This window comes from Bradyrhizobium sp. AZCC 1577 (genome assembly GCF_036924575.1).
In the GTDB taxonomy this organism is placed as follows: Bacteria; Pseudomonadota; Alphaproteobacteria; order Rhizobiales; family Xanthobacteraceae; genus Bradyrhizobium.
Genome location: NZ_JAZHRQ010000001.1, coordinates 7,221,840 through 7,242,473, shown reverse-complemented (window position 1 = coordinate 7,242,473; position 20,634 = coordinate 7,221,840). Strand labels below are relative to the sequence as shown.

General features: G+C 62.1%; 19 protein-coding genes, 1 tRNA gene and 1 pseudogene. 9 read left to right on the top strand and 12 right to left on the bottom strand.

What is annotated here, in order from left to right:
* Positions 1 to 84: 84 nt before the first annotated feature.
* Both V1278_RS34290 and V1278_RS34285 read left to right on the top strand, forming a co-directional pair.
* Positions 85 to 540, top strand: a complete 456-nt coding sequence (locus tag V1278_RS34290) for a carboxymuconolactone decarboxylase family protein (protein WP_334366549.1) — start codon at positions 85 to 87, stop codon at positions 538 to 540.
* Positions 541 to 675: 135 nt separating this feature from the next.
* Positions 676 to 2,436 carry an adenylate/guanylate cyclase domain-containing protein gene (locus tag V1278_RS34285; protein WP_334383758.1) on the top strand — a complete coding sequence of 587 codons (1,761 nt, stop codon included), beginning with the start codon at positions 676 to 678 and terminating at the stop codon, positions 2,434 to 2,436.
* 16 nt (positions 2,437 to 2,452) lie between these two features.
* Here V1278_RS34285 and V1278_RS34280 read toward each other — a convergent pair whose 3' ends face one another.
* The gene (locus tag V1278_RS34280) at positions 2,453 to 3,277 is read right to left on the bottom strand and encodes an alpha/beta fold hydrolase (RefSeq protein ID WP_334383757.1); all 825 of its coding nucleotides are present in this window, start codon (positions 3,275 to 3,277) and stop codon (positions 2,453 to 2,455) included.
* A gap of 216 nt (positions 3,278 to 3,493) precedes the next feature.
* Positions 3,494 to 4,078, bottom strand: a pseudogene (locus V1278_RS34275) (alpha/beta fold hydrolase); the annotation flags it as partial.
* A gap of 219 nt (positions 4,079 to 4,297) precedes the next feature.
* On the opposite strand from V1278_RS34275, the gene V1278_RS34270 reads away from it, so the two are divergent.
* Positions 4,298 to 4,840, top strand: coding sequence for a methylated-DNA--[protein]-cysteine S-methyltransferase (locus V1278_RS34270; RefSeq protein ID WP_334383756.1), 543 nt, complete (start codon positions 4,298 to 4,300; stop codon positions 4,838 to 4,840).
* 125 nt (positions 4,841 to 4,965) lie between these two features.
* Here the strand turns inward: V1278_RS34270 and V1278_RS34265 are convergent, their stop codons facing one another.
* The 6 genes from V1278_RS34265 to V1278_RS34240 all read right to left on the bottom strand — a co-directional run bounded on the left by V1278_RS34265 (position 4,966) and on the right by V1278_RS34240 (position 9,660).
* Positions 4,966 to 5,769: an enoyl-CoA hydratase/isomerase family protein gene (locus tag V1278_RS34265; RefSeq protein WP_334383755.1), complete on the bottom strand. Its 804-nt coding sequence runs from the start codon at positions 5,767 to 5,769 to the stop codon at positions 4,966 to 4,968.
* Positions 5,766 to 6,635: an MBL fold metallo-hydrolase gene (locus V1278_RS34260; RefSeq protein ID WP_334383754.1), complete on the bottom strand. Its 870-nt coding sequence runs from the start codon at positions 6,633 to 6,635 to the stop codon at positions 5,766 to 5,768. Before V1278_RS34260 ends, V1278_RS34265 begins: the two co-directional genes overlap by 4 nt.
* Entirely contained in the window at positions 6,632 to 6,937 is a 306-nt protein-coding gene (locus V1278_RS34255; protein ID WP_334366556.1) for a hypothetical protein, read from the bottom strand. The genes V1278_RS34260 and V1278_RS34255 overlap by 4 nt, the downstream gene beginning before the upstream one ends.
* Before the next feature lie 22 nt (positions 6,938 to 6,959).
* Positions 6,960 to 7,574 carry a glutathione S-transferase family protein gene (locus tag V1278_RS34250; protein ID WP_334383753.1) on the bottom strand — a complete coding sequence of 205 codons (615 nt, stop codon included), beginning with the start codon at positions 7,572 to 7,574 and terminating at the stop codon, positions 6,960 to 6,962.
* Positions 7,575 to 7,728: 154 nt separating this feature from the next.
* On the bottom strand, positions 7,729 to 8,571 hold the full coding sequence (locus V1278_RS34245) for a fumarylacetoacetate hydrolase family protein (RefSeq protein ID WP_334366558.1): 843 nt from the start codon (positions 8,569 to 8,571) through the stop codon (positions 7,729 to 7,731).
* Positions 8,572 to 8,811: 240 nt separating this feature from the next.
* Positions 8,812 to 9,660 carry an MBL fold metallo-hydrolase gene (locus V1278_RS34240; RefSeq protein ID WP_334383752.1) on the bottom strand — a complete coding sequence of 283 codons (849 nt, stop codon included), beginning with the start codon at positions 9,658 to 9,660 and terminating at the stop codon, positions 8,812 to 8,814.
* Positions 9,661 to 9,777: 117 nt separating this feature from the next.
* Here V1278_RS34240 and V1278_RS34235 point away from each other — a divergent pair, with 117 nt between their 5' ends.
* Entirely contained in the window at positions 9,778 to 10,233 is a 456-nt protein-coding gene (locus tag V1278_RS34235; protein WP_334383751.1) for a DUF3775 domain-containing protein, read from the top strand.
* Here V1278_RS34235 and V1278_RS34230 read toward each other — a convergent pair.
* From V1278_RS34230 to V1278_RS34220, 3 genes are all read right to left on the bottom strand, one after another.
* Positions 10,196 to 11,200 (bottom strand): NADPH:quinone reductase, encoded by a 1,005-nt coding sequence (locus V1278_RS34230; protein ID WP_334383750.1) that lies wholly within the window; start codon positions 11,198 to 11,200, stop codon positions 10,196 to 10,198. The genes V1278_RS34235 and V1278_RS34230 overlap by 38 nt on opposite strands.
* On the bottom strand, positions 11,197 to 11,979 hold the full coding sequence (locus V1278_RS34225) for an SDR family oxidoreductase (RefSeq protein ID WP_065743781.1): 783 nt from the start codon (positions 11,977 to 11,979) through the stop codon (positions 11,197 to 11,199). The genes V1278_RS34230 and V1278_RS34225 overlap by 4 nt, the downstream gene beginning before the upstream one ends.
* Before the next feature lie 238 nt (positions 11,980 to 12,217).
* Entirely contained in the window at positions 12,218 to 13,825 is a 1,608-nt protein-coding gene (locus V1278_RS34220; RefSeq protein WP_334384319.1) for a GMC family oxidoreductase, read from the bottom strand.
* 330 nt (positions 13,826 to 14,155) lie between these two features.
* Here V1278_RS34220 and V1278_RS34215 point away from each other — a divergent pair.
* From V1278_RS34215 to V1278_RS34200, 4 genes are all read left to right on the top strand, one after another.
* A tRNA-Met gene (locus V1278_RS34215) sits at positions 14,156 to 14,232 on the top strand.
* 267 nt (positions 14,233 to 14,499) lie between these two features.
* A complete protein-coding gene (locus V1278_RS34210) occupies positions 14,500 to 15,321 on the top strand; it encodes a DUF4167 domain-containing protein (RefSeq protein WP_334383749.1) in 822 nt (273 codons plus the stop codon).
* Between the two features lie 192 nt (positions 15,322 to 15,513).
* Positions 15,514 to 16,341 carry a universal stress protein gene (locus tag V1278_RS34205; protein WP_334366563.1) on the top strand — a complete coding sequence of 276 codons (828 nt, stop codon included), beginning with the start codon at positions 15,514 to 15,516 and terminating at the stop codon, positions 16,339 to 16,341.
* A 153-nt stretch (positions 16,342 to 16,494) separates the two neighbouring features.
* Positions 16,495 to 17,088, top strand: coding sequence for a uracil-DNA glycosylase (locus V1278_RS34200; protein WP_334383748.1), 594 nt, complete (start codon positions 16,495 to 16,497; stop codon positions 17,086 to 17,088).
* A 40-nt stretch (positions 17,089 to 17,128) separates the two neighbouring features.
* Here the strand turns inward: V1278_RS34200 and V1278_RS34195 are convergent, their stop codons facing one another.
* Positions 17,129 to 18,034, bottom strand: a complete 906-nt coding sequence (locus tag V1278_RS34195; RefSeq protein ID WP_334383747.1) for an amino acid ABC transporter substrate-binding protein — start codon at positions 18,032 to 18,034, stop codon at positions 17,129 to 17,131.
* Positions 18,035 to 18,388: 354 nt separating this feature from the next.
* Between V1278_RS34195 and V1278_RS34190 the strand changes: the two genes are divergently transcribed.
* Positions 18,389 to 20,596, top strand: coding sequence for a glycoside hydrolase family 113 (locus tag V1278_RS34190; protein ID WP_334383746.1), 2,208 nt, complete (start codon positions 18,389 to 18,391; stop codon positions 20,594 to 20,596).
* The last annotated feature ends 38 nt before the right edge of the window (positions 20,597 to 20,634 follow it).

Here is a 20,634-nt window from a genome sequence, read left to right as displayed (position 1 = left end):
GATGACGAACGAAAGCGCGCCGATGTGACAGCAAATCGGCGCCGCCGCGTCAAAAACAGAACCAACCATATGGAGCGCAAAATGATGCAAGCCCGAATGAATCATCCCGTCATGGTCGTTCCCGACGCCATGAAGGCGCTGCAGGCGCTGGGCGACCTGACCAAGAACAGCCTGCCGGAAAAACTGCTTGAGCTGGTGCACCTGCGGGCGAGCCAAATCAACGGCTGCAGCGTCTGCGTCGACATGCACCCGAAACTCGCCAGGAAGGCCGGCGAAACCGACGACCGCCTGTTCGCGGTAGCCGCCTGGCGCGACACGCCCTATTTCACCGAAGCCGAGCGCGCGGCCCTGGCGTTGACGGAAGCGCTGACACGGATCAGCGACCGCGCCGATCCGGTGCCGGACGAGGTCTGGAGTGAGGCCGACAAGCATTTCGACGAGGCGGAGCTCTCGGCGCTGATTCTGGCGATCGCCAACATCAATGTCTGGAACAGGCTCAATGTAGCCGTGCGTCAGCCTGTGGGCGTCTGGAAGGTATAGCGGGGACGGAAGCCCCAAAACTATCGTCAATTTTAACGCGCCGGAACGTGCTTAATTCACCGGCGCGCGCTAAACATCAAGCCCGGCCGGATCAGCCGGGCTTTCGCTTTTTGTTGCCTTCATCCGTTTCCCAACATGTCCCTGGTTCTAGAATATACCTCGATGCTGCGACCGACCATCCGCAAGCGAATCCTCGGCATCGCCATCGGGCTGATCTTTCTGATGGTGATCATCTCGGCGCTGTCGACGGTGATGACGCGAAAAATTGCGCATCAGCTCGATGAGCTGACGACCAAATATGTCGAAGCATATGGGCATCTGGCGCGAATGAACGTCCGCTCCCTGGAGCAAGCGGTGGTGGTTCGCCGGATGGTATTCCTCAAGATACAAACGCCGCCGGACGAGACCGCTTTTGCAGATCAGCAAACCATCTATGAGGCGAAGGGCAGGGAGATCGACCAGGAGGCACAGGCCGCCCGCGCCCTGATCATTGCAATCATTGAGGATCCGACCACCGTCTCCGACGACGCCAAGCTCGGACGGATCGAAAACCGGATCGAGACCATAACGAGCGACCTTCGCCGTTATCTGGACGAAGAGCATAGGCGGATCTGGCCGCAGCTCGATTCCGGCAACATGCCGGAGGTACGGGCCAGCCTTGTTCGAACCGACGCGCTTCGCGACGAATTCAATCGCAAGATTGAGGAAATCCGGCACGACATGCTGGAGCAGGTCCGCAGCGATGCGGCCGTGACGATGCGGGATCAGCAGCGCGCGATTGTCATCTCCGCGATCGTGACGATGCTTGCGGCCATCCTCGGACTGACGTTCGCGTTTTTTGTCAGCATCGGTATTACTCGCCCGGTGCGGCGGCTGCTGGACGGCACCCGCGCCGTCGAGGCCGGCCGGCTCGACGGATCGATCGACGTCACCACGCGCGACGAAATCGGCCAGCTCACGACCGCCTTCAACAACATGGTCGAGCAACTGCGCCACAAGGAGCACCTGCGCGAGACTTTCGGCCGCTACGTCGATCCGCGCGTGGTGGAAGGGTTGATCGACCAGCGATCGCTGACTGCCGGCGCCGGCGAGCGGCGGGTGATGACCGTGCTGTTCTGCGACATGCAGGGCTTTACCAGCCTCAGCGAGGGTATGACGCCCCAGGGCCTCGTCAAGGTGATGAACCACTACCTGTCGACGATGTCGGAGCCGATCCGCAGCCATCGCGGCATCATCGACAAGTATATCGGCGACGCGATCATGGCCTATTGGGGGCCTCCCTTTACCGAGCACAGCGAGCAGGCGCGTCTGGCCTGCCTCGCTGCCGTCGAGATGGCCGATCGCGGTACGGCGCTGCGCAGGGAGTTGCCTGAATTGCTCGGCATACGCACCGTGCCGAGCGACTGCGACGTTCGCATTGGGGTTGCTACCGGTGAAGTGCTGGTCGGCAGCATCGGCTCGGAATTCATGATGAGCTACACGGTGATGGGTGATGCGGTTAACCTCGCATCGCGACTGGAGAACGCCAACAAGGTCTATGGCAGTCATTCGCTGGTTTCGGAGGTGGCGATCACGGCGGCCGGCGATGCGGTCGAATCCCGCGAGATCGATCGGCTGGTGGTTGCCGGTCAGACCGTTCCCCAGGCAGTGTTCGATATCCTGGGGCGCAAGGGCGAGCTCACCGACAAGCAATTGGCGTTGCGGGAGCGATATGCCGAAGGTCTCGCCGCCTATCGGGAGCGCCGCTGGGACGATGCGCGCCTGGCCTTTCATGCGGCGCTCGAAGCGGTCCCCAGCGACGGACCGGCCACGGCGCTAGCCAAGCGTGTCGAGAATTTTCAGCTCAACCCGCCGGCCGCGGATTGGGATGGTGCGTGGCGGCTCGACCAAAAGTAAGAAGTCGGCGGCGCATCTACGGCGCCAGGAAATCCAGTACGACGTTGCAAAATTCCTGCGGTGCGTGTTCGAACATCCAGTGGCGCGCGCCGGGGATCACCGCCGTCCGCGCGCCCGGAATATGTTCGGCCAGCACGCGCCAGATTACCGCCAGCGCGCCCCTGGTGTCGCCGCCGCCGATCAGCAGCATCGGTGTCCTGATCGCCTCCGCTTCGCTCTTCAGGAATGGTTTGCGGTTTTCGCCGACTTGACCGAGCAGCGTATGGATATTGTCGCGCAATTGCTGCCGCGCCACCGCCGGCCATCGCGCCCATGCGCCTTCGCCGTCGATGCCATCGACGAACAGCGCCAGCGCGCCGTCGATGTCACCGTTTCGCACCATCTCGGCCGCGACCGGAATGCGCGGGCCCAGCGGCACGGGGCCAGGAGGTGGACTGCTCGGCTGCAGCGACGGCTCGAGATCGCCGCCCGGTTCGGCAAGGACGGCTTTGCGCAATAAATCAGCCCGCGCCTGCGCCACCCGGAATCCAATATGGCCGCCGCGCGAATGGCCGATCAGATCGACCGGCCCGGCATTCAGTTTTTCGATGAAGCCGATGACGTCGACGACGTGCTGCGCCATCAGATAGTCGTTGCCGATGCCGTCCCAATGCTCCGGAAAGAATCGCCGCAGGCTCAGCGAAATCACGCGGTGGCGTTTCGACAGCGGCCCCAGCACGGCGTTCCACGTACGGAAATCGCCGAGCGTGCCGTGCACGAGAACCAGCGGCGGGTTGTTGGCAGCGCCTTGGCCGACATCGAGATAGGCCATGTCGTAGCCGTTGATGTTCAAGGTCTGCATCGCGATCAATCCTCCCCGAGATACGACAGCACGATTTTGCAATATTTCTGCGGCGCCTGTTCGAACATCGGATGCGTGGCCCCCGGGATCATCTCGACGCGCGATCCCCTGACGTTGGCGGCCAAGGCATTGAGCACCTTTGGCAGCGTACCCCTGGTGTTGCCGCCGCCGATGAACAGCGTCGGCGTCGTGATCGCTTCCACATCCGCCTTGGAGAAGGGCGGTCGGTGGTCGCGCATCTGCCCGATCAGCGTCGTCGCGTTGTCGCGCAGCAATTGCTTCGGCGTCGCCGGCAGGCGCTTCCAGGCGCCGCGACCTTCCAGCGCATCCATGAAAATCTGCAGGCCGCCGTCGATGTCGCCCTTGGCGATCACGCTGGCGGAAGCCGCGATCATTCCGGCCAGCGGCGAGGGGCCCGGGCATGTAAGCCGGATCGAGCGTGGCATCGAGTTCGCCGCCGGGCTCGGCCAGGATCAGCTTGCGCAGCAGATCAGGCCGGTGCTGCGCGACTCGGAAGCAGATGTGCCCGCCGCGGGAATGGCCCATCAGGTCGACTGGCCTTGTGTCCAGCTTTTCGATGAAGCCGATCACGTCCTCGACATGCTGGGCGATCGAATAGGTATCGCCGACGCCGTCCCAATGCTCCGGGAAGAAATGCCGCAGCGACAGCGCGATCACCCGATGCTTGCGCGTAAGCAGTCCCAGCACCGACGACCAGATCCGAAAATCGCACAGCGAGCCATGCACGCACACCAGCGGCGGGCCATTGCCGGTGCCGTAGCCGACGTCGAGATAGGCCATGTCATAGCCGTTGACGTGAAAGGTTTGCATACGAAGCTCGCGGAATTGGAAGCAGGCGAGGGCCCATTGAACGGCGTCGGTGGGAGCCCCAGATCAGCGGAAGTTGTTCATGCCGTCAAGTTCCCCCGGGATTCGGGTGGATAGCAATAATCTCCAAGCCTAGATTTGAACCTGAGAGGAAAGCTGGGTGGCACTGAACAGGAGAATATGGAGCCAGTCATGACCGGGCACCATTTTACGATATTCGACACCGCGATCGGCCGCTGCGGCATCGTCTGGGGCGAGCGCGGCATTACCTCGGTGCAATTGCCGATGGGCGACGAGAAGAAGACCCGCGCCCGCCTGCAGCAGCGCCATGGCGACCTGATCGAGACGCCGCCGCCGGCAAAGGTGCAGGCCGCGATCGACGGCATCGTCGAACTGCTCGAAGGCAAGCCGAACGATCTCACCGACGTCGTGCTCGATCTCGATGGCGTCCCCGAATTCAACCGCGGTGTCTATGACATCGCGCGTACGATACCGCCGGGCAAGACCATGACCTATGGCGATATCGCCAAGAAGCTGGGCGGCGTGGAGCTGTCGCGCGACGTCGGTCAGGCGCTCGGGCGCAACCCCTGTCCGATCGTGGTGCCGTGTCATCGCGTGCTGGCGGCGGGCAACAAGCCCGGCGGCTTCTCCGCCAATGGCGGGGTGGTGACGAAGCTGAAGATGCTGGCGATCGAAGGCGCGGCGGTGAACCACACGCCGAGCCTGTTCGATTAAATCTTCGGTTCTGACTGAATCAGAACCGAAGCTCTAGACTCTTGTTTTGACGCGTTTTCTTCACGCGAACCGGTACCCATCCCGGATCACGTCGGGGGCAGGCTTCGCTCGAAAACGCTATGCGTTCACCGGCCCTTGAAATTGGGCGGCCGCTTCTCGTTGAAGGCCAGCACGCCCTCGCGGCGATCTTCCGTCGGCACCATGCGGTTATAGGCCTCGATCTCGAGCGCGAGGCCGTCCCGCAGGGATAGTTGCAGGCCGCGATGGATCGAGAGCTTTGCCTGCCGGACGGAGATCGGTGCGTTGCGGGCGATCCGCGAGGCGGTCGCCAGCGCCGCCGGCAATAGTTCGGACAGCGGAAAGACTTCGTTCACAAAACCCCAGTCACGTGCTTCCGCTGAAGTAAACGGCTTGCCGGTCAGGATCAGCTCCTTGGCGCGGCGCTCGCCGACGGCGCGCGGCAAGGTTTGCGTGCCGCCGCCACCCGGCATGATGCCGAGTGTCACCTCGGTCAGCGCGAAGCGCGCGCTCTCGGCGGCGTAGAGGAAATCGCAACAGCCTGCGATCTCGCAGCCGCCGCCATAGGCCGCGCCGTTGACGGCGCCGATGATCGGGACGGGGCAGTCGATCAGCGCCCGCACCATGCGCTCGAAAATGACGTGCTGGCGCGTCCACGCCTCATCCGTCATGCCGCGCCGTTCCTTCAAATCGCCGCCGGCGCAGAACGCCTTGTCACCGGCGCCGGTCAGCACGATGCAGCGCAGGCTCATGGAATCGAGCGCGACCTCCTCGAAATAGCGCACGAGATCGCGGCCCATCTGGGTGTTGAGCGCGTTGGAGGCATGCGGCCGATTGAGACGAATGATCGTCACGTGCTCGTCGGCCGGTTCGATCGAAAGCGTCTCGAAATCGGATGGGTTCGAACTCATATCGCCTCGCAGATAAATCCGTTGCCCGCGCGCCGGATCTTCCCAACCGAAGGCGACGGAAAATGCGCGGTACAGCATAGCGTATCGGTGTCGCAGTAGCGTTCCAGGAAACCGCGCCGCGTCGCCGCCGCCTGCGCCGGATCGACGTCAAACTTCACGGATAGTTCCGGATAGCGCGTCTGCAGCGGCGAGTGCATCAGGTCGCCCGAAAATACGGCGTCATCCTTGGCCCGACCGAAGGTGAAGGCGACATGGCCGGGCGTATGGCCCGGCGTCGGCAGGATGCGGGTGTGATCGCCGATGGCGTAGTCGCTGCGGACGATTTCGGCCTGTTTGGCCTCGACGACCGGTAGCACGCTGTCGCCAAATGGCGGCACCGGCGTCTTCGCGTGCGTCTCGGTCCAGTGGTCGAATTCGGTCTTGTCGAACACGTAACGCGCTTTCGGGAAGGTCGGCACCCAGCGGCCATTATCGAGCCGCGTGTTCCAGCCGACATGATCGACATGCAGATGCGTGCACATGACGTAGTCGATGTCTTCGATGGAAATCCCGGCGGCGGCCAATGCGCGCGCATAGGTGTCGTCCGTCTTCATGTTCCATTTCGGCCGCTGCGGCCGCGGCTTGTCGTTGCCGATGCAGCTATCGATCAGGATGGTGTGGTGCGGCGTCTTCACGACGTAAGACTGGAAGCAGAGGATCAGCACGTCGTTATGGTCGAGCGCGCCGGCCTTTTGCATCCACGGTCGGTTCTCGGCCAAGACCTCCGGCGTCAGCCCCGGCAGCATCTCCAAAGCCGGCAGGAAGGTGGTTTCCTGCTCGATGATGCGGTGGATGGTGAGGTCGCCGACGGCAAATTTCAGGCTCATGGTTTTCCTGCTGAATTGTCGCGCGTTGTTGTCCCGGACGTAAGGAATAATGAAGTTGGCAGGTCGCCGAAAAAACCGATCGCGCGAAAACGCGGCGTGACTGATTGCTCGATCCATTCGACCGAAACGATCTGCCGGCCGCCAGCAGTCAGCCAACCGTCGCCAATCGCGTCTGGGCTGCCGCCGGCGAGATTGCGCTGGCCGGTGGAGAATTCCTGTAGCTGGGCGGATGCGCCGGATGCGGCGAGCGCGAAAACGGCAGCGAAGCCGAGGTGCCGCAATTTTTTGCCAACCTCGCGCATGCTACCGTCTCCGTTGTTTGGGTTACGCCGGCGGCGGCGCCGAGATTTTCACCGACGGCCGCTCCATCATCTTCTGATGGAAGGCATCGAGCTTTGGATAGGCCTTGCGCCAGCCGCAATCGGCAAAGCGGAAGTCGGCATAGCCGAGCACGCAAACCAGGCCGATCTGCACAATGTTGAACGGACCGGACAGCACGTCGGGCTTGTTCTCGAACCGCGCCATGCCGGCCCACGCTCTGCTCCAATGGTCGTCGTGCCAGGCGTCCCAGCGCAGCCCTTCCGGCCGCACCATTTTTTCGTACCGGCACAGCAGCATGGAATCGAGCATGCCCTGCAGCAGGGAATGGTCGCTCTTCACCTTCCATCGCTCAGGCCCGGATGCGGGGATCAACTTTCCGCCGCCGGCGAGCTCGTCGAGATATTCGACGATGACGTAGGAATCGAGAATGACGTCGCCATTGTCGAGGATCAGCACCGGCAGCTTTTTCAGCGGCGTGATCTTCGAATATTCTTCATTGGGTTGACCCGGAGCAACCGTCGCCGGAGTGAATTCGATTCGGTCGATCAGACCGGTTTCGATCGCGACGATGCGAACTTTTCGGGCGAACGGCGAGGCGGGAGAGAAGGTGAGTTTCATGCTGTCCTCGAGGGCTTCTTCTTGTTTTGTCCGGCGATGACGACCACTCGCTGTCATCATCCGCGAAGGCGGATAATCCAGTACCCCGCGGCGGTTCGGTTTTCTCACCCACGCCGCGGCGTACTGGATACCCCGCATTCGCGGGGTATGACATCTAGGCCGCGACGATTTCCTGGCGCTGCTCGCCGAGCCCTTCGATGCCGAGCGTAACGACGTCGCCGACGTTGAGGAAGGTCGGCGGCTTCATGCCGAGGCCGACGCCGGGCGGGGTGCCGGTGGTGACGATATCGCCCGGCAACAGCGTCATGAACTGCGAGACATACGAAATGCACTTCGCCATCGAGAAGATCATGGTCGAGGTCGATCCGGTCTGGCAGCGCTTGCCGTTGACGTCGAGCCACATCGACAGGTTCTGCACGTCGGGGATTTCGTCCTTGGTGACCAGCCACGGGCCGAGCGGGCCGAACGTGTCGTGCGACTTGCCCTTGGTCCACTGACCGAGCCGCTCGATCTGGAAATTGCGCTCGGAGACGTCGTTGCAGACGCAGTAGCCGGCGATGTGGTTGAGCGCGTCGGCCTCCGAGACATATTTGGCGCGGGTGCCGATGATGGCGGCGATCTCGACTTCCCAGTCAAGCTTGGTGGAGCCGCGCGGCTTTTCGACCGCATCGTTCGGGCCCGACAGCGAGGTGTTGGCCTTGATGAAGAAGATCGGCTCGGTCGGGATCGGCGATCCCGTCTCCTTGGCGTGGTCGCTGTAGTTCAGGCCGATCGCGACGAATTTCGAGATGCCGGTGACCGGCGCGCCCAGGCGCTGCTTGCCGTCGACGGCGGGAAGCTTGGAGGTATCCAGCGCCGCCAGCTTGGCCAGCGAGGCCGGCGCATAGGCGTCCCCGTCGAGATCCCTGACGTGGGCGGAAAGATCGCGCAACTGGCCGGATTTATCGATCAGGCCGGGCTTTTCCGCACCCTTGGCGCCGTAACGAACAAGCTTCATTTTATCGCTCCCTGCGGGGTTTTCTTGAGGATTTCGGGGGAATTTCCGTAAACTTCAGACGCTTCATGGAACAGCGGGGCAGGAAATTCAACTGCCGACCCGACCCCAGCGATACATACCAGACCCTCATCCTGAGGAGGCCGCAGCGCGGCCGTCTCGAAGGATGTGGCCCGAGTGGGGCCTACATGGTTCGAGACGGCGCTTTGCGCCTCCTCACGATGAGGGGCGGGCAGTCCGGAGTCACCCCAGCGCCACGAAACTGAAAGCATCGCCATCGCGCTTGATGTGACCGGCGCTGAAGTGCCCGCCAATCACCAGCGTCGGCGTGTCGGCGAAGCGCGAAAACAGTTCGCGGCGGGTTTCGGCCGATTGCCGGGGATCGGAATCGGCGGTCGAGGACCAGTCGAGATGGGCCATCTGGCACGGATGATGGGCGACGTCCCCCGTTAGCAGGGCTTCCTCGCCGTCCGACTTGATGTGGACGCTCATATGGCCGGGACTGTGGCCGGGGGTCGGGATCAGCGTGATTTCATCCGTCAATCTGGCATCGCTGGCGACGAGCTCGGATTTGCCGGCGTCGGCGATCGGCTTCACGGAATCGCCGAACACCGCGAGCTTATCCGGCTCATCGCTGTGGTCGCGCCAGTAATCGTATTCCGTCTTGCCGAAGAAATATCGCGCGTTGGGAAAGGTCGGCACCCATTTGCCGTCGATGAGTTTCGTGTTCCAGCCGACATGGTCGACATGCAGGTGGGTGCACAGCACGGTATCGATACTGTCGGGCGGGAAGCCCGCCGCTGTCAGCATGTCGAGAAACGGGTGCTTTCGGTTGTTCCAGGTCGGCACATTGCGGCCCTGTTTGTCGTTGCCAAGACCGGTATCGACGATGATCCGGCGCGACGGAGTCTCGACCAGGAACGAATGGATCGACATTTTCAGCCGGCCTTCCTCGGTCGCAAATTGCGGGATCAGCCAAGGCAGTTTCCGGATTTCCTCGTTGGTCGCGAGCGGAAGAATGAAACGGGTGCTGCCGACAGTCTCCATTTCGACAACTCTCGTGATCCTGACCCTGCCCACGTTCCACTGCATCCGGCGCATCCTCTCGTTTCTGATTGTTCGGGCGAGGATGCGGGTTTCCATCAGCCGGTGCAATGGATCATCCGACAGCGTTCGGCGTTATCGCATAGCCCGTATGAGGAACATGCGATGCCAGAACTCATGATTTCGCCCGAGAAAATCGGCTTTCTGATCGAGAAAGCCCGGCAGTTCGACGTCAAGGAAGGGGCATCCGATCCGGACTCAGGGTCGAACGCGGGCGATGACGACATGATCGACGTGCTGCAGGACAACGGAAAAGATCCGGTCGTCAGCGAGATCACCGGCTTCATCAACTCGCTTTCCGAGGACGAGAGGGTCGCTCTCGTTGCCCTGATGCGACTGGGGCGCGGCGACGCCACCATCGAGGAATGGGAGGATCTGCGTACGGAGGCGGCAGGCCAGCGGGACCTCGACACCGCGCGCTATCTTCTTGGCGAGCCGATGCTTGGAGATTTGCTGGCGCAGGGGCTCGACGAGTTCGGCCTTACCTGGAACGAGGAGCGAACGACGGCGGATTCCTCCGGTGTCAGCCAGCGGGAAGAAGACGAGCGCAATCCACGATAACGGTGCCCAGCTTGTCGCCTTTCTCCACCGCAAGGTGCGCCAGCGCGGTGTCCGAGAGTGCAAACTGCGCGGCGACGTTGTGGATGCGCCGGCCTGCCGAGAGCCATTTCGTGATGTCGGCCTGCGCCGCCGCCAGTAGCGGCGGCGGCAGCGCAAACAACACGAGCGCGCGGACTGCGATGCATTTCTCCATCAATTCGCGCATTGGTACGACGGGCGTGCGGTTGCCGTTGGTGGCGTAGACCGCAATCGTCGAATTGGTGCCCATCAGTTTCAGTGTGGTCGCGATATTGCCGCCGAAATCGACATCGACGACGCGGTCGACGCCGCGCTGCGCGGTGAAGGCCATCGCCTTCGCAACAACGTCATCCGTCCTGTAGTTGACGACGAGATCGGCGCCGGCGAGACGTGCCTGCTCGGCCTTGGCCGCCGAACTGACGGTCGCGATCACCTTGGCGCCACCCCATTTGGCGAGCTGCACGGCGTAGTGCCCGACCGCGCCGGCGCCGCCGGTGACGAGCACGGTCTGCCCCACGATCGGCCCGTCGCAATAGAGACAGCACCATGCCGTCATGCCGGGAATGCCCAGCGTGGCGCCTTCGGCAAACGATAGGTTGTCCGGCAGTGGCGTCACCAGATGTTCGGCGAGCGCAATATATTCAGCCGCGGTGCCGAACGCGCGGCCATTGCGCTGGCCGTTGAACAGCCAGACCCGCTGGCCGATCTTGAGCCGCGTGACGCCGTCGCCGACCTGATCGATGATGCCGGCGCCGTCGCTGTTGGGAATGACGCGCGGATATTCCATCGGCCGGTAGCCGCCGCCGCGGCGGCCGACATCGGCGGGATTGACGCCGGACGCCTCCAGCCGCACCCGGACTTCGCCCGGGCCGGCCACCGGCGTCGGCGTCTCGCCATAGGCCAGCACTTCCTGTGCTGGCCCGGTTCGCTCGTACCAGACTGCCTTCATAACGTGCCGGGGAAAGCGCCGCCGTCCAGCAGGATGTTCTGGCCGGTGATGAAGCCGGCCTTGGCGCCGCACAGGAAGGCGCAGGCGTAGCCGAACTCGTCCGGATCGCCGAACCGCCCGGCTGGATTTTGCTTGGCGCGCTCGGCAAACACTTGGTCCGGCGGGATGCCGCGCTTCTCGGCTTCTGCTTTCCCCACACCGCGCAGGCGGTCGGTGTCGAACGGTCCCGGCAGCAGCGCATTGATGGTGACGTTGCTGATCACGGTCTTGCGCGACAGTCCCGCGATGAAGCCGGTGAGTCCGGCGCGCGCGCCGTTGGAAAGCCCCAATATGTCGATCGGCGCCTTCACCGCGGCCGAGGTGATATTGACGATGCGGCCAAATTTCCGCGCCATCATGCCGTCCACCGTCGCCTTGATCAGTTCGATCGGCGTCAGCATGTTGGCGTCGATCGCCTTGATCCAGTCGTCGCGGGTCCAGTTGCGGAAATCGCCGGGCGGCGGGCCGCCGGCATTGTTGATCAGGATGTCCGGTTCGGGACAGGCCTTCAGCACGGCTTCGCGGCCGGCGGGCGTCGTGATGTCGCCGACAATCTCGGTTACCGTGACGCCCGGACTGGCCTTGCGGATATCGTCGGCCGCCTTTTTCAGCGCCTCCGCGCCGCGCGCGGTCAACGTGACATGCACGCCCTCATTGGCCAGCGCCATGGCGCAGGCGCGGCCCAAGCCCTTGCTCGATGCGCAGACGATGGCACGGCGGCCTTTGATCCCAAGATCCACTTTTTCTCTCCCGTTGCGTCAGGTGATGTTCTTGTAGTCCGATGCGGCCACTCTAGCCAAATCGGATGCTGCTGATAAGCCGTGGAGCGTGCTGATAATGCATAATTGCGATCTCGGAAATCGGCTCGCTCCACGTCATTGCGAGCGAAGCGAAGCAATCCATGCCACGGCATAACGGATAGATGGATTGCTTCGTCGCTTCGCTCCTCGCAATGACAGAGGGGCGCTACAACGAAAATCAACCCGCCCGCATCTCCGCTCTTATCATGTCGGCGGCCTTTTCTCCGATCATGATCGTCGGCGCATTGGTGTTGCCGCCGATCAGGGTCGGCATGATCGACGCATCGACCACGCGCAATCCTTCGACGCCGTACACTTTCAGCTTCGGATCGACCACGGCCATGGGATCATTGACGCCCATCTTGGCCGTGCCGACCGGGTGATAGACGGTGTCGACCCGGGCGCGCAACACGTCGCGGATGTCGTCGTCGCTATGCACGCCTTCCGTGAACATCTCCTTCTTCTGCAACGCGCGCAGCGCCGGCGTCTCCATCAGCCGGCGCGTGGTCTTGAAGCCGGCGACCATGGCTTCCAGGTCGTCCGCGTCACCGAAGAAATTCGGGTCGATCAGCGGCGGCGCAAATGGATCGGCGCCGAACAGCGAAATTCTACCGCGGCTCTTCGGCCGCAGCAGGCAGACGTGGCAGGAGAAGCCGGTGCCGCGATGCCGCTTGCGGCCGTGATCGTCGGCCATCGCCATGCCGAAATGAAGCTGAATATCGGGGATGTCGAGATCGGGTCGGGTTTTCAGGAAGCCGCCGCATTCGGCGAAATTCGATGTCATCGGCCCGGTGCGTTGGCGGCGATACTGTCGGATGGCCCGCAGCAGCCGCGGCAACGCATTAAGTGAAATGCCGTTGAAGTGGGGATTGTCGGACATGTAGCCGAACACGAAGTCCGGATGATCCTGCAGGTTTTGTCCGACGCCGGGCAGGTGATGCACGGTGGCGACACCGTGCCTTGCAAGCTCGATACTGTCGCCAATACCCGACAGCATCAGGAGATGCGGGGTCTGGAACGCGCCGGCGGAGAGGATCACCTCGCGCCGGGCGCGGATCTGCTTCAGCTCCTTGCCCTGCCGATATTCAACGCCGACCGCGCGCTTGCCTTCGAACATGAGGCGTGTGGCGTGGGCATGAGTCTCGACGCGCAGATTGGCACGGTTGCCCATATGCGGGTGGATATAGGCGCGCGCGGCGCTGCAGCGCTCGCCGTTCCGCTGCGTCAGTTGATAGATGCCGAGGCCTTCGTGTTCGTCGGCGTTGAAATCCTCCCGCAGGCGAAACTGCGCTTCCTGCGCCGCCTGTAGAAAAATCTGCTGCACCGGATTGCCGGTGCGCGACTTGTTGACCGCGAGGGGACCGCCCTTGCCGTGATATTCGCCGTCAAAATCGGCATTGTCTTCGGCGCGCTTGAAGTAGGGCAGCACGTCGGCGAACGACCAGCCGGTATTGCCGAGCGAGGCCCATCGATCATAGTCGGCGCGGTGGCCACGGATATAGACCATCGCGTTGATCGCCGAGGAGCCGCCGAGCCCCTTGCCGCGCGGCTGATAGCCGATGCGACCGTTGAGGCCCTTCTGCGGCACGGTGCTGAAGGCCCAGTTGTTGACGGGGCCTGCGACCATCAGCACGAGCGCGAACGGCGTCGTGACCACCCAATTGTCATTCCGGCCGCCGGCATCGAGTAGCGCCACCGACGTCTTCGAATCCTCCGATAGCCGGCCCGCCACCGTGCAGCCACCGGAGCCGCCACCCACCACCACGAAATCGAAGATATCGGTCACGCCCATGCCCCCTCCCGGACTTTTGTTCTGGCGACCTGATGGGCCGCGGCTTTGGGCGCAAAACTCCGCTTTTGCGGCGTTTATGGCAAGAGCGGTTCCAAAGGCCGGTTTTGGCGCTCCAACTCCTCGTTTTTGCTGTCATAAAATCTGCAAAAGCCCCTTCTTGCCCCTTTCCAAAGCGAGGTGACGTTGATACATACCCCTCGCACCCGATGGCCTTGCCCGGGTCGCCTTCTCAGGAAGCCTCCGGACGGGATCGATCGGCGCAACCACGCGTTGGCCGGCTTCACGTCGGGTCCGGTTTTTTTCGAAGGCAGTGCAACGGTTTAACGCGGGGTGGAGCAGCCCGGTAGCTCGTCAGGCTCATAACCTGAAGGTCGCAAGTTCAAATCTTGCCCCCGCAACCAACGATACCGACACTCCCGTAGCTGACGCTGCGGGAGTTTTTCGTTTTGGTGGACTTGCCATCGTCCTGGCGGGCCATCCAGCCCAAGATCGCGTCCAAGCCGCCGTACAGAGCGTCGCGTGCATCGTACGAGATCGGCCGAAATTCTCGGTGACAAGCAGTGAGCCGGCGCTCGTGGGTATCTGGCCTAAGCGTCCGGGACCATTTCCCGCGGTCGGACGTTAGTGTCTTGAGAGAACGGCCACTGGCAAAGCCTTTTCGCGGGGCGATGCACAAGCAACTGGAGACGATCATGCCAGAGCGGAGGACAGTGCAGAAGGCCAAGCGGGACAAGCGCGCGGGCAAGTCGCCAACCACCCAGGCGGGCGAGTTTGTGCACGAGGAGATTCGCAAAGTCCGCCGCGGCCAACATGGAGCGAGATCGCCACAGCAGGCGATTGCAATCGGCCTGTCCAAGGCACGGCGTGCGGGCGTTCCGCTCCGTCCGCCGGCAAAAGGCAAGGCCAAGGCAAGAACCCGCAAAAGTGCCGAATACGCCTATGAGGCGGGCCAGGGCAACCGAAAGACCCGACGCCGGCCGCGCGTTTCACGTGCTGTATCGCAGGCCCTCAAGCGTGAACCACGCGGTACGGCGTCGCGTGCGGCACTGTCGAAACAAGCACGAAGCGCCGCCTCGCGTCGCTCCGCCTCGGCCCGCTCAGCGGCGGCTCGGAAGGCCGTAAAGACCAAAGGCCCGGCGCAGCGCTCTGCGGCAGCCAAAAGGCAGCCCGGACCAGAACGCGTCGTCGGCGATAGCCTTGCGCAAAAGATCAATTTTACAGCTACCACAATGGCGAGAAGAACACAGTCACGGAAAAGCAAAGTCGTCAGGACCCGCCTCCCGAGGCAGTCTCAGAACGCACAAAGAAATTACGAGCGCTACGTAGAGTTGGCGCGCGCTGAAGCGCTGAAGGGAGATCTGATCGCAGCGGAAAGTTATCTTCAGCACGCCGAACACTATTTGCGGTCGATGCACGAAGAGGCGCACGGCGGGCGGCTCTCGCCGCAGCCGGCAATTGTGCCCAAGCAGCGGCTGGGACACCGCGGATGATGGAGCAATCCTTCTACGATCGCGAAACCTGAGGACGGACGTGTTCTGCTCTCGGCGGGACCGCGCCACTGGCCTTTGCGCCCGGAACTAATGCGGACCGCCCGGAGTTCTTCATTTTGAGCGGCCGCTTTACACGAACGAACTCGCAAGCCCTTTGCCCCACAAGGGCAGCTCATCATGAGGAGGCTGGCCGTGATTCGAGACATTGTCGTCAACTTGGCGACCGGTAACTCTCGCGATCCAACAGCAGCGTACGCGATATCCGTTGCCAGGATGTTCGACGCCCAGATTGCAGGGATCGCAATGTGTCACTCCCCAGCGATTGTGGCTGGTGGCATGGAGGCTGTTCCGGCCGACCTAATCGAGTCCCTGCGCGAAGAGAGCGCCAGGGCGGCAAACGGGGCCATCGAAAGATTCAAACAGGCAGCGGCGCAGGCTCATCTTCCTGCCGAGGCGCAGATGGTCGAGACCAGCATTGAAGGAATCCCAAGGACGTTTGGCCGTATTGCTCGGACGTTCGATCTTGCAATCGTTGCGCGGGCCGAGCCCGAAGTGACGACCTCCACGGGTCTTGCCGCTGAAGCAGCGATGTTTGAATCCGGTCGGCCTATCGTCGTCGTACCCGGTATCCAAACGGACGGCATCAAGCTCGGCTGCATTCTCGTCTGCTGGGACGGAAGCCGCACTGCCGCGCGGGCGCTCGCGGACTCAATGCCGTTATTGGAGCGCGCGAAGTCGATCGAGGTGATCAACGTAGGCAATAGGGGTCGGGAAGCCGAAGAATCCCTGGCGGCCGTTGGCAGACACTTGGCGCGCCACGACTTGAATGCCAGCACCAAAGCGCTCACCGCCGATGGGGCTGATGTCACAAACGTAATCCTGTCGCACGCGGCAGATCTATCAGCCGACCTTATCGTAATGGGCGGCTTCGGTCATTCGCGGCTGCGCGAGTTCTTCCTCGGGGGCGTGACGCGTGGCATTCTCGACACGATGACCGTTCCGGTACTGATGTCGCATTAAAGACCGATGTTAGAGCTCGTCGAACGGCCCTGATGCCCTTGATCATGTTGGCAAGGCTCCGTTGGGGGGCGCGTACGTCATCACCCGCAAAAGCAAGACGAGATGGCCGAACGACATTCGCGTGACCAGGCTTTTTGGCGAGTGTAGACACCGATGGCCGAGACAAGCATTGCCAACAAGCGACTCGATCAGCGCCGGGTCGCGCCTGAGGGTCTCTTCCGGCGACCGCGGCTATACTTGGTTGGCGAGGCGCCCGGCGCCGAAGAAGCTGAGCAGGGAAGGCCCTTTGTCGGACCGGCTGGCTGCGCGTTGCGCAAACTGCTCGAGCAGGCTGGGATCGATCTCAGACAACTACGTTTGGCCAACGCGATTCCATTTCGGCCGATAGAATGCACGGAAAAATCCACGCTGCGCAATCGCGCTCCGACTATCGAGGAAATCAATCAATACGGCGCCGCGGTACTGACGGACATCCGGCGCTCCAAGCCGCGCGTAGTCGTTGCGCTCGGCAGCACGGCGGCTCGCCTATTCAGGGCGTCGCGTTCGATCCGAGCGTCGCGCAAGGCAAAGCTCCAATTTGATGGCCGTCCCCTGCAAATCACTTTTCACCCGGCCTACGTCCGCCGCTTCGGCGGGTCGAGCGGCGACGCTTGGCGTAAGATGGTCGCTGATCTGCGCCGGGCCTGGAAAGTATCGGCAATGTGCTCAAATGGCGCTCGAAGCAGGCAGCATTCTCCCGAGGGTTAAAGGCTGTTCAGCGGGGTTGCGTCATGCTTGCCGCGGGTCCTCAGCGCTCGTAGCTTGCCGGGTCTGGGTTGTCCGACGGATGCGCGAATGCCTTGCGCAAGACCGCCGACATCGGAGTCTTGAAATTGAGGCTGTTGGGCGGCACCGGCGATTCGAACCACTTCCTGTAGATCGATTCGATCTCCGGGCTTCTGTATAGATCCGCGGTCGCCCGGTCGGCCACGGTCTTGAACGGTGCATCGTCCTTGCGCAGCATGATCCCGTAAGGCTCGGCCCTGGACAGGGCTTCCTCGCTGATCATGTAGGCGGACGGATCCTTTGATCGCGCGATCGCGACGGCGAGTTGCACGTCATCGAGGACGTAAGCGGCCGCGCGTCCCGTCTCCAGCATGAGAAAGGCCTCCGCCTGATCTTTGGCGGCCAGCACTGCAATGCCGAGATTTCGCGTATTATTGACCTGATTAAGCTGTACCATGTTGGTCGAGCCCGATATCGCAACAACGGGCTTGCCTTTCAGATGGTCGATTGTCGCGATGTTGTCGGACTTTCTCGCGGCAAAACGGGTCGCCGACAGGAAATGCGAATTTGTGAACGTCACCTGGCGCTGCCGCTCCGCATTGTTGGTGGTGGAAGAGCAGACAAGGTCGACTGTCCCATTCATCATGAGCGGAATGCGATTGGATGACGTGACGGCAAGCGTTTCGACGGCAACAGTCGAGACTTTGAGTTCGCGTTTGACCGCGTCGACGATCCTCATGCAGATGTCGACCGCATATCCAATCGCCTTTTGATCGCTGTCCAGATAGCTGAATGGCACCGAAGCTTCCTGAATGCCGAGGATGATCCTGTTCGTTTCCTTGATCTTCTGGAGCGTTCCGGTCAGTTCGCTTGCATTTGCAGGCACGGCCATCAGGGCAGCCGCAATCATCGCCGCAGACAGGCGCATCGTCTTCACTCCATGGACATCGGCAGTTCTTGTCAGGACCCGGTCTTAGCCGACATTGTTCTCTTGAGGTATCAAAGGTTGCTTCTAGCAGCTATCAACCAATTTTATCGGCGAGCCGCATTGGGCGGCTCTACGAGCAGCCGCGCAGCGCCTGGACGTTCGAAACGGAAATGGTGAACCACAGCGCTTGACGGCAAGCCTAAGTGAAGTTCCCGCGCCGGAACTTAGCGTGCGATCATTCAGCGCGTGAAACACGCGCCGAAAAAAGCGAGGGCTGCTCCGTACAAGTCCGAGGTCATCTTAAGCTGAATGTTAATCCCTCGCGCTATCCGTCGCACAGGGCGGGGTGCGCGGGTGGCAAGTATTTTCGAGGTTCAGGGTTTTGGCGCATTGTCCGAATGGAATGGACAGTTCTCAAGCGCCTCGGCCAGGCAGGCATTTCAAAGGATCGCCTCGCTCGGATCGAATTCGATCGAGCTCACGGCGCGGATATGGACACAGACCGGAACGTCCAACTCGGTCTTTGCCGAACCAGCCAAGACCGAAAGCGACGCCAGCCTCTTGTCAGGCTTTCAGGCCGCGCACGATGCCGGCCTGTCGGTGCTGTTCAAGGCCGCGCTCTCGACGTTGAACGGAACCAGGGTATCGAGTCTGGCACCGGCGGATGTCGCCGGCTTTTTCGCGTCCTACAAGGCCGAGATCGTGCATCTAGCTGCCGTCGCGCAGGCCGGTGGCGTGGAGATGTTCGCGATCGGCAACGAGATGAGCAGCCTGTCCGGCGAGCCGTATCGCGGCTACTGGATCGATCTCATTGCGGCAGTCCGCGAGGTCTATCATGGCGAACTGACCTATGCGGCGGCGACCGATGAGGCCTCGCATGTCAGCTTTTGGGATCAGCTCGACACCATCGGCGTCAACACCTATCCGCCATTGACGGTCAGCAATGCGCCAACCGTGCAGGATCTGGTCGACGCGTGGACTGCCGTTCCGGTCAATCCCTATTACGCGGCAGCATTCGACTACAAATCACCGGTCGATTTTCTCCATTCGCTCGCGACCAAATACGACAAGCCACTGCTGATGACCGAGGTCGGCTATCGCAGCATCGATGGTACCGCGATCTCTCCGGGATCGTGGACGAGCAATGGTACGGTTGATTTGCTGGAGCAGGCGGACGCCTTCAGTGCCTTCTTCCAGGTCTGGGCCGCCCATGGCGGCAGTTGGTTCAAGGGCGTCGAGCTCTGGCAATGGGATCTCAATAATCAATTTTCGGGCACGGGCTATTCCGTCATGGGAAAGCCGGCCGAGGCGATCGTCTCGCAGTATTTTCATGGCGACGGGGCGGTGCCCGATCTTGCGATGAGGGGATCGGCCATCGCCGACCTGATCGACCTCGGCCGGGGGGATGACACGATCAATGCCGGGCTTGGCGATGACATCATTCATGGCGGTGCCGGTGCGGATGTCATTGTCGGCGGGCCCGCAAGCAGCGGCAAACTGGCGGTAACAACGATTACCCTCGTGGGCTATGGCTCCGCGGTTGGCGGCGTTGGCGCGCAGGCCCAAATCAAGTTGAACGGCGAGCCGGTATCCGGATTAATGGAGTTCAACCCGGCCGCGGATCCATCTGAATACCAGACCTTCACGATAAGCTTCGTCGATTTCGGCCCGATCGCCTCCATCGACATCAACCTGGCGAACGCCACACCGGGGCGGGCACTGCATATCAAGGATTTCCTGATCAACGGCGTCGCGCTGACGCCGGCCGACGCCGCCAATGCAAGCTCGCCCGGCACGTTCGATCTCTACGTTCACAATATCCATGTCGACATGACCGACCACCAGGATTGGCTTTCCGGCGCGGCGACGGACAACGACATGATCGATGGCGGCGCGGGCAACGATCTCATCACAGCGGGCGTCGGCGACGACATCATCGATGGCGGAGAGGGCGTCGATACGGCGAATTTTTCCGGCAACGAGCGCGACTACGACATCTCGATTGTCGATGGTCAACTGGTGGTGAACGACCGAGTCGCGGGCCGCGACGGCACCGATCATCTCACACGTCTCGAATTCCTGCAGTTCGCCGATGGCGTCGTCGACGCCAACGGGCTGTTCGCCAGTCCGGCGCAGAGCTCCGGCAGCACGCCGAAAATGCCGGCGACCGATGGCAACTCCGTCTCACCGCCACTGCTCGGTGGCGATGATAGGATTGAAAGTGTCAGCCCTGATGTGGAGGGACGTCTCCTTGGGTTCTTGAGGCCGTTTGTCGGTGGCACCCGCGAGCGGCTTACCTTCGACAATCATGACGGCTTACCTATCGGGAACACCGATGAGGCTGGAGTCACATTGACCCGGACGGTTGTCAGCGCCGTCCTGAACAGCGCAAGCCGCGATCCGTTCATTTTCAGCGAGATGGTCAGGCATGATGTGGCAAGGGATTTCAAGGCAGGGGAGTCAATCGGGGACTGCGTGGTGCAGATCGATCCCGGTCATGATGTATCCATCGCGTTCAGCGGCGGTACGCACCTGATATGGGACCATCTGCTCTTCACCTGATCGGGCAGATGCCGGGTTTCGTCGGCTGAGGCCGATCT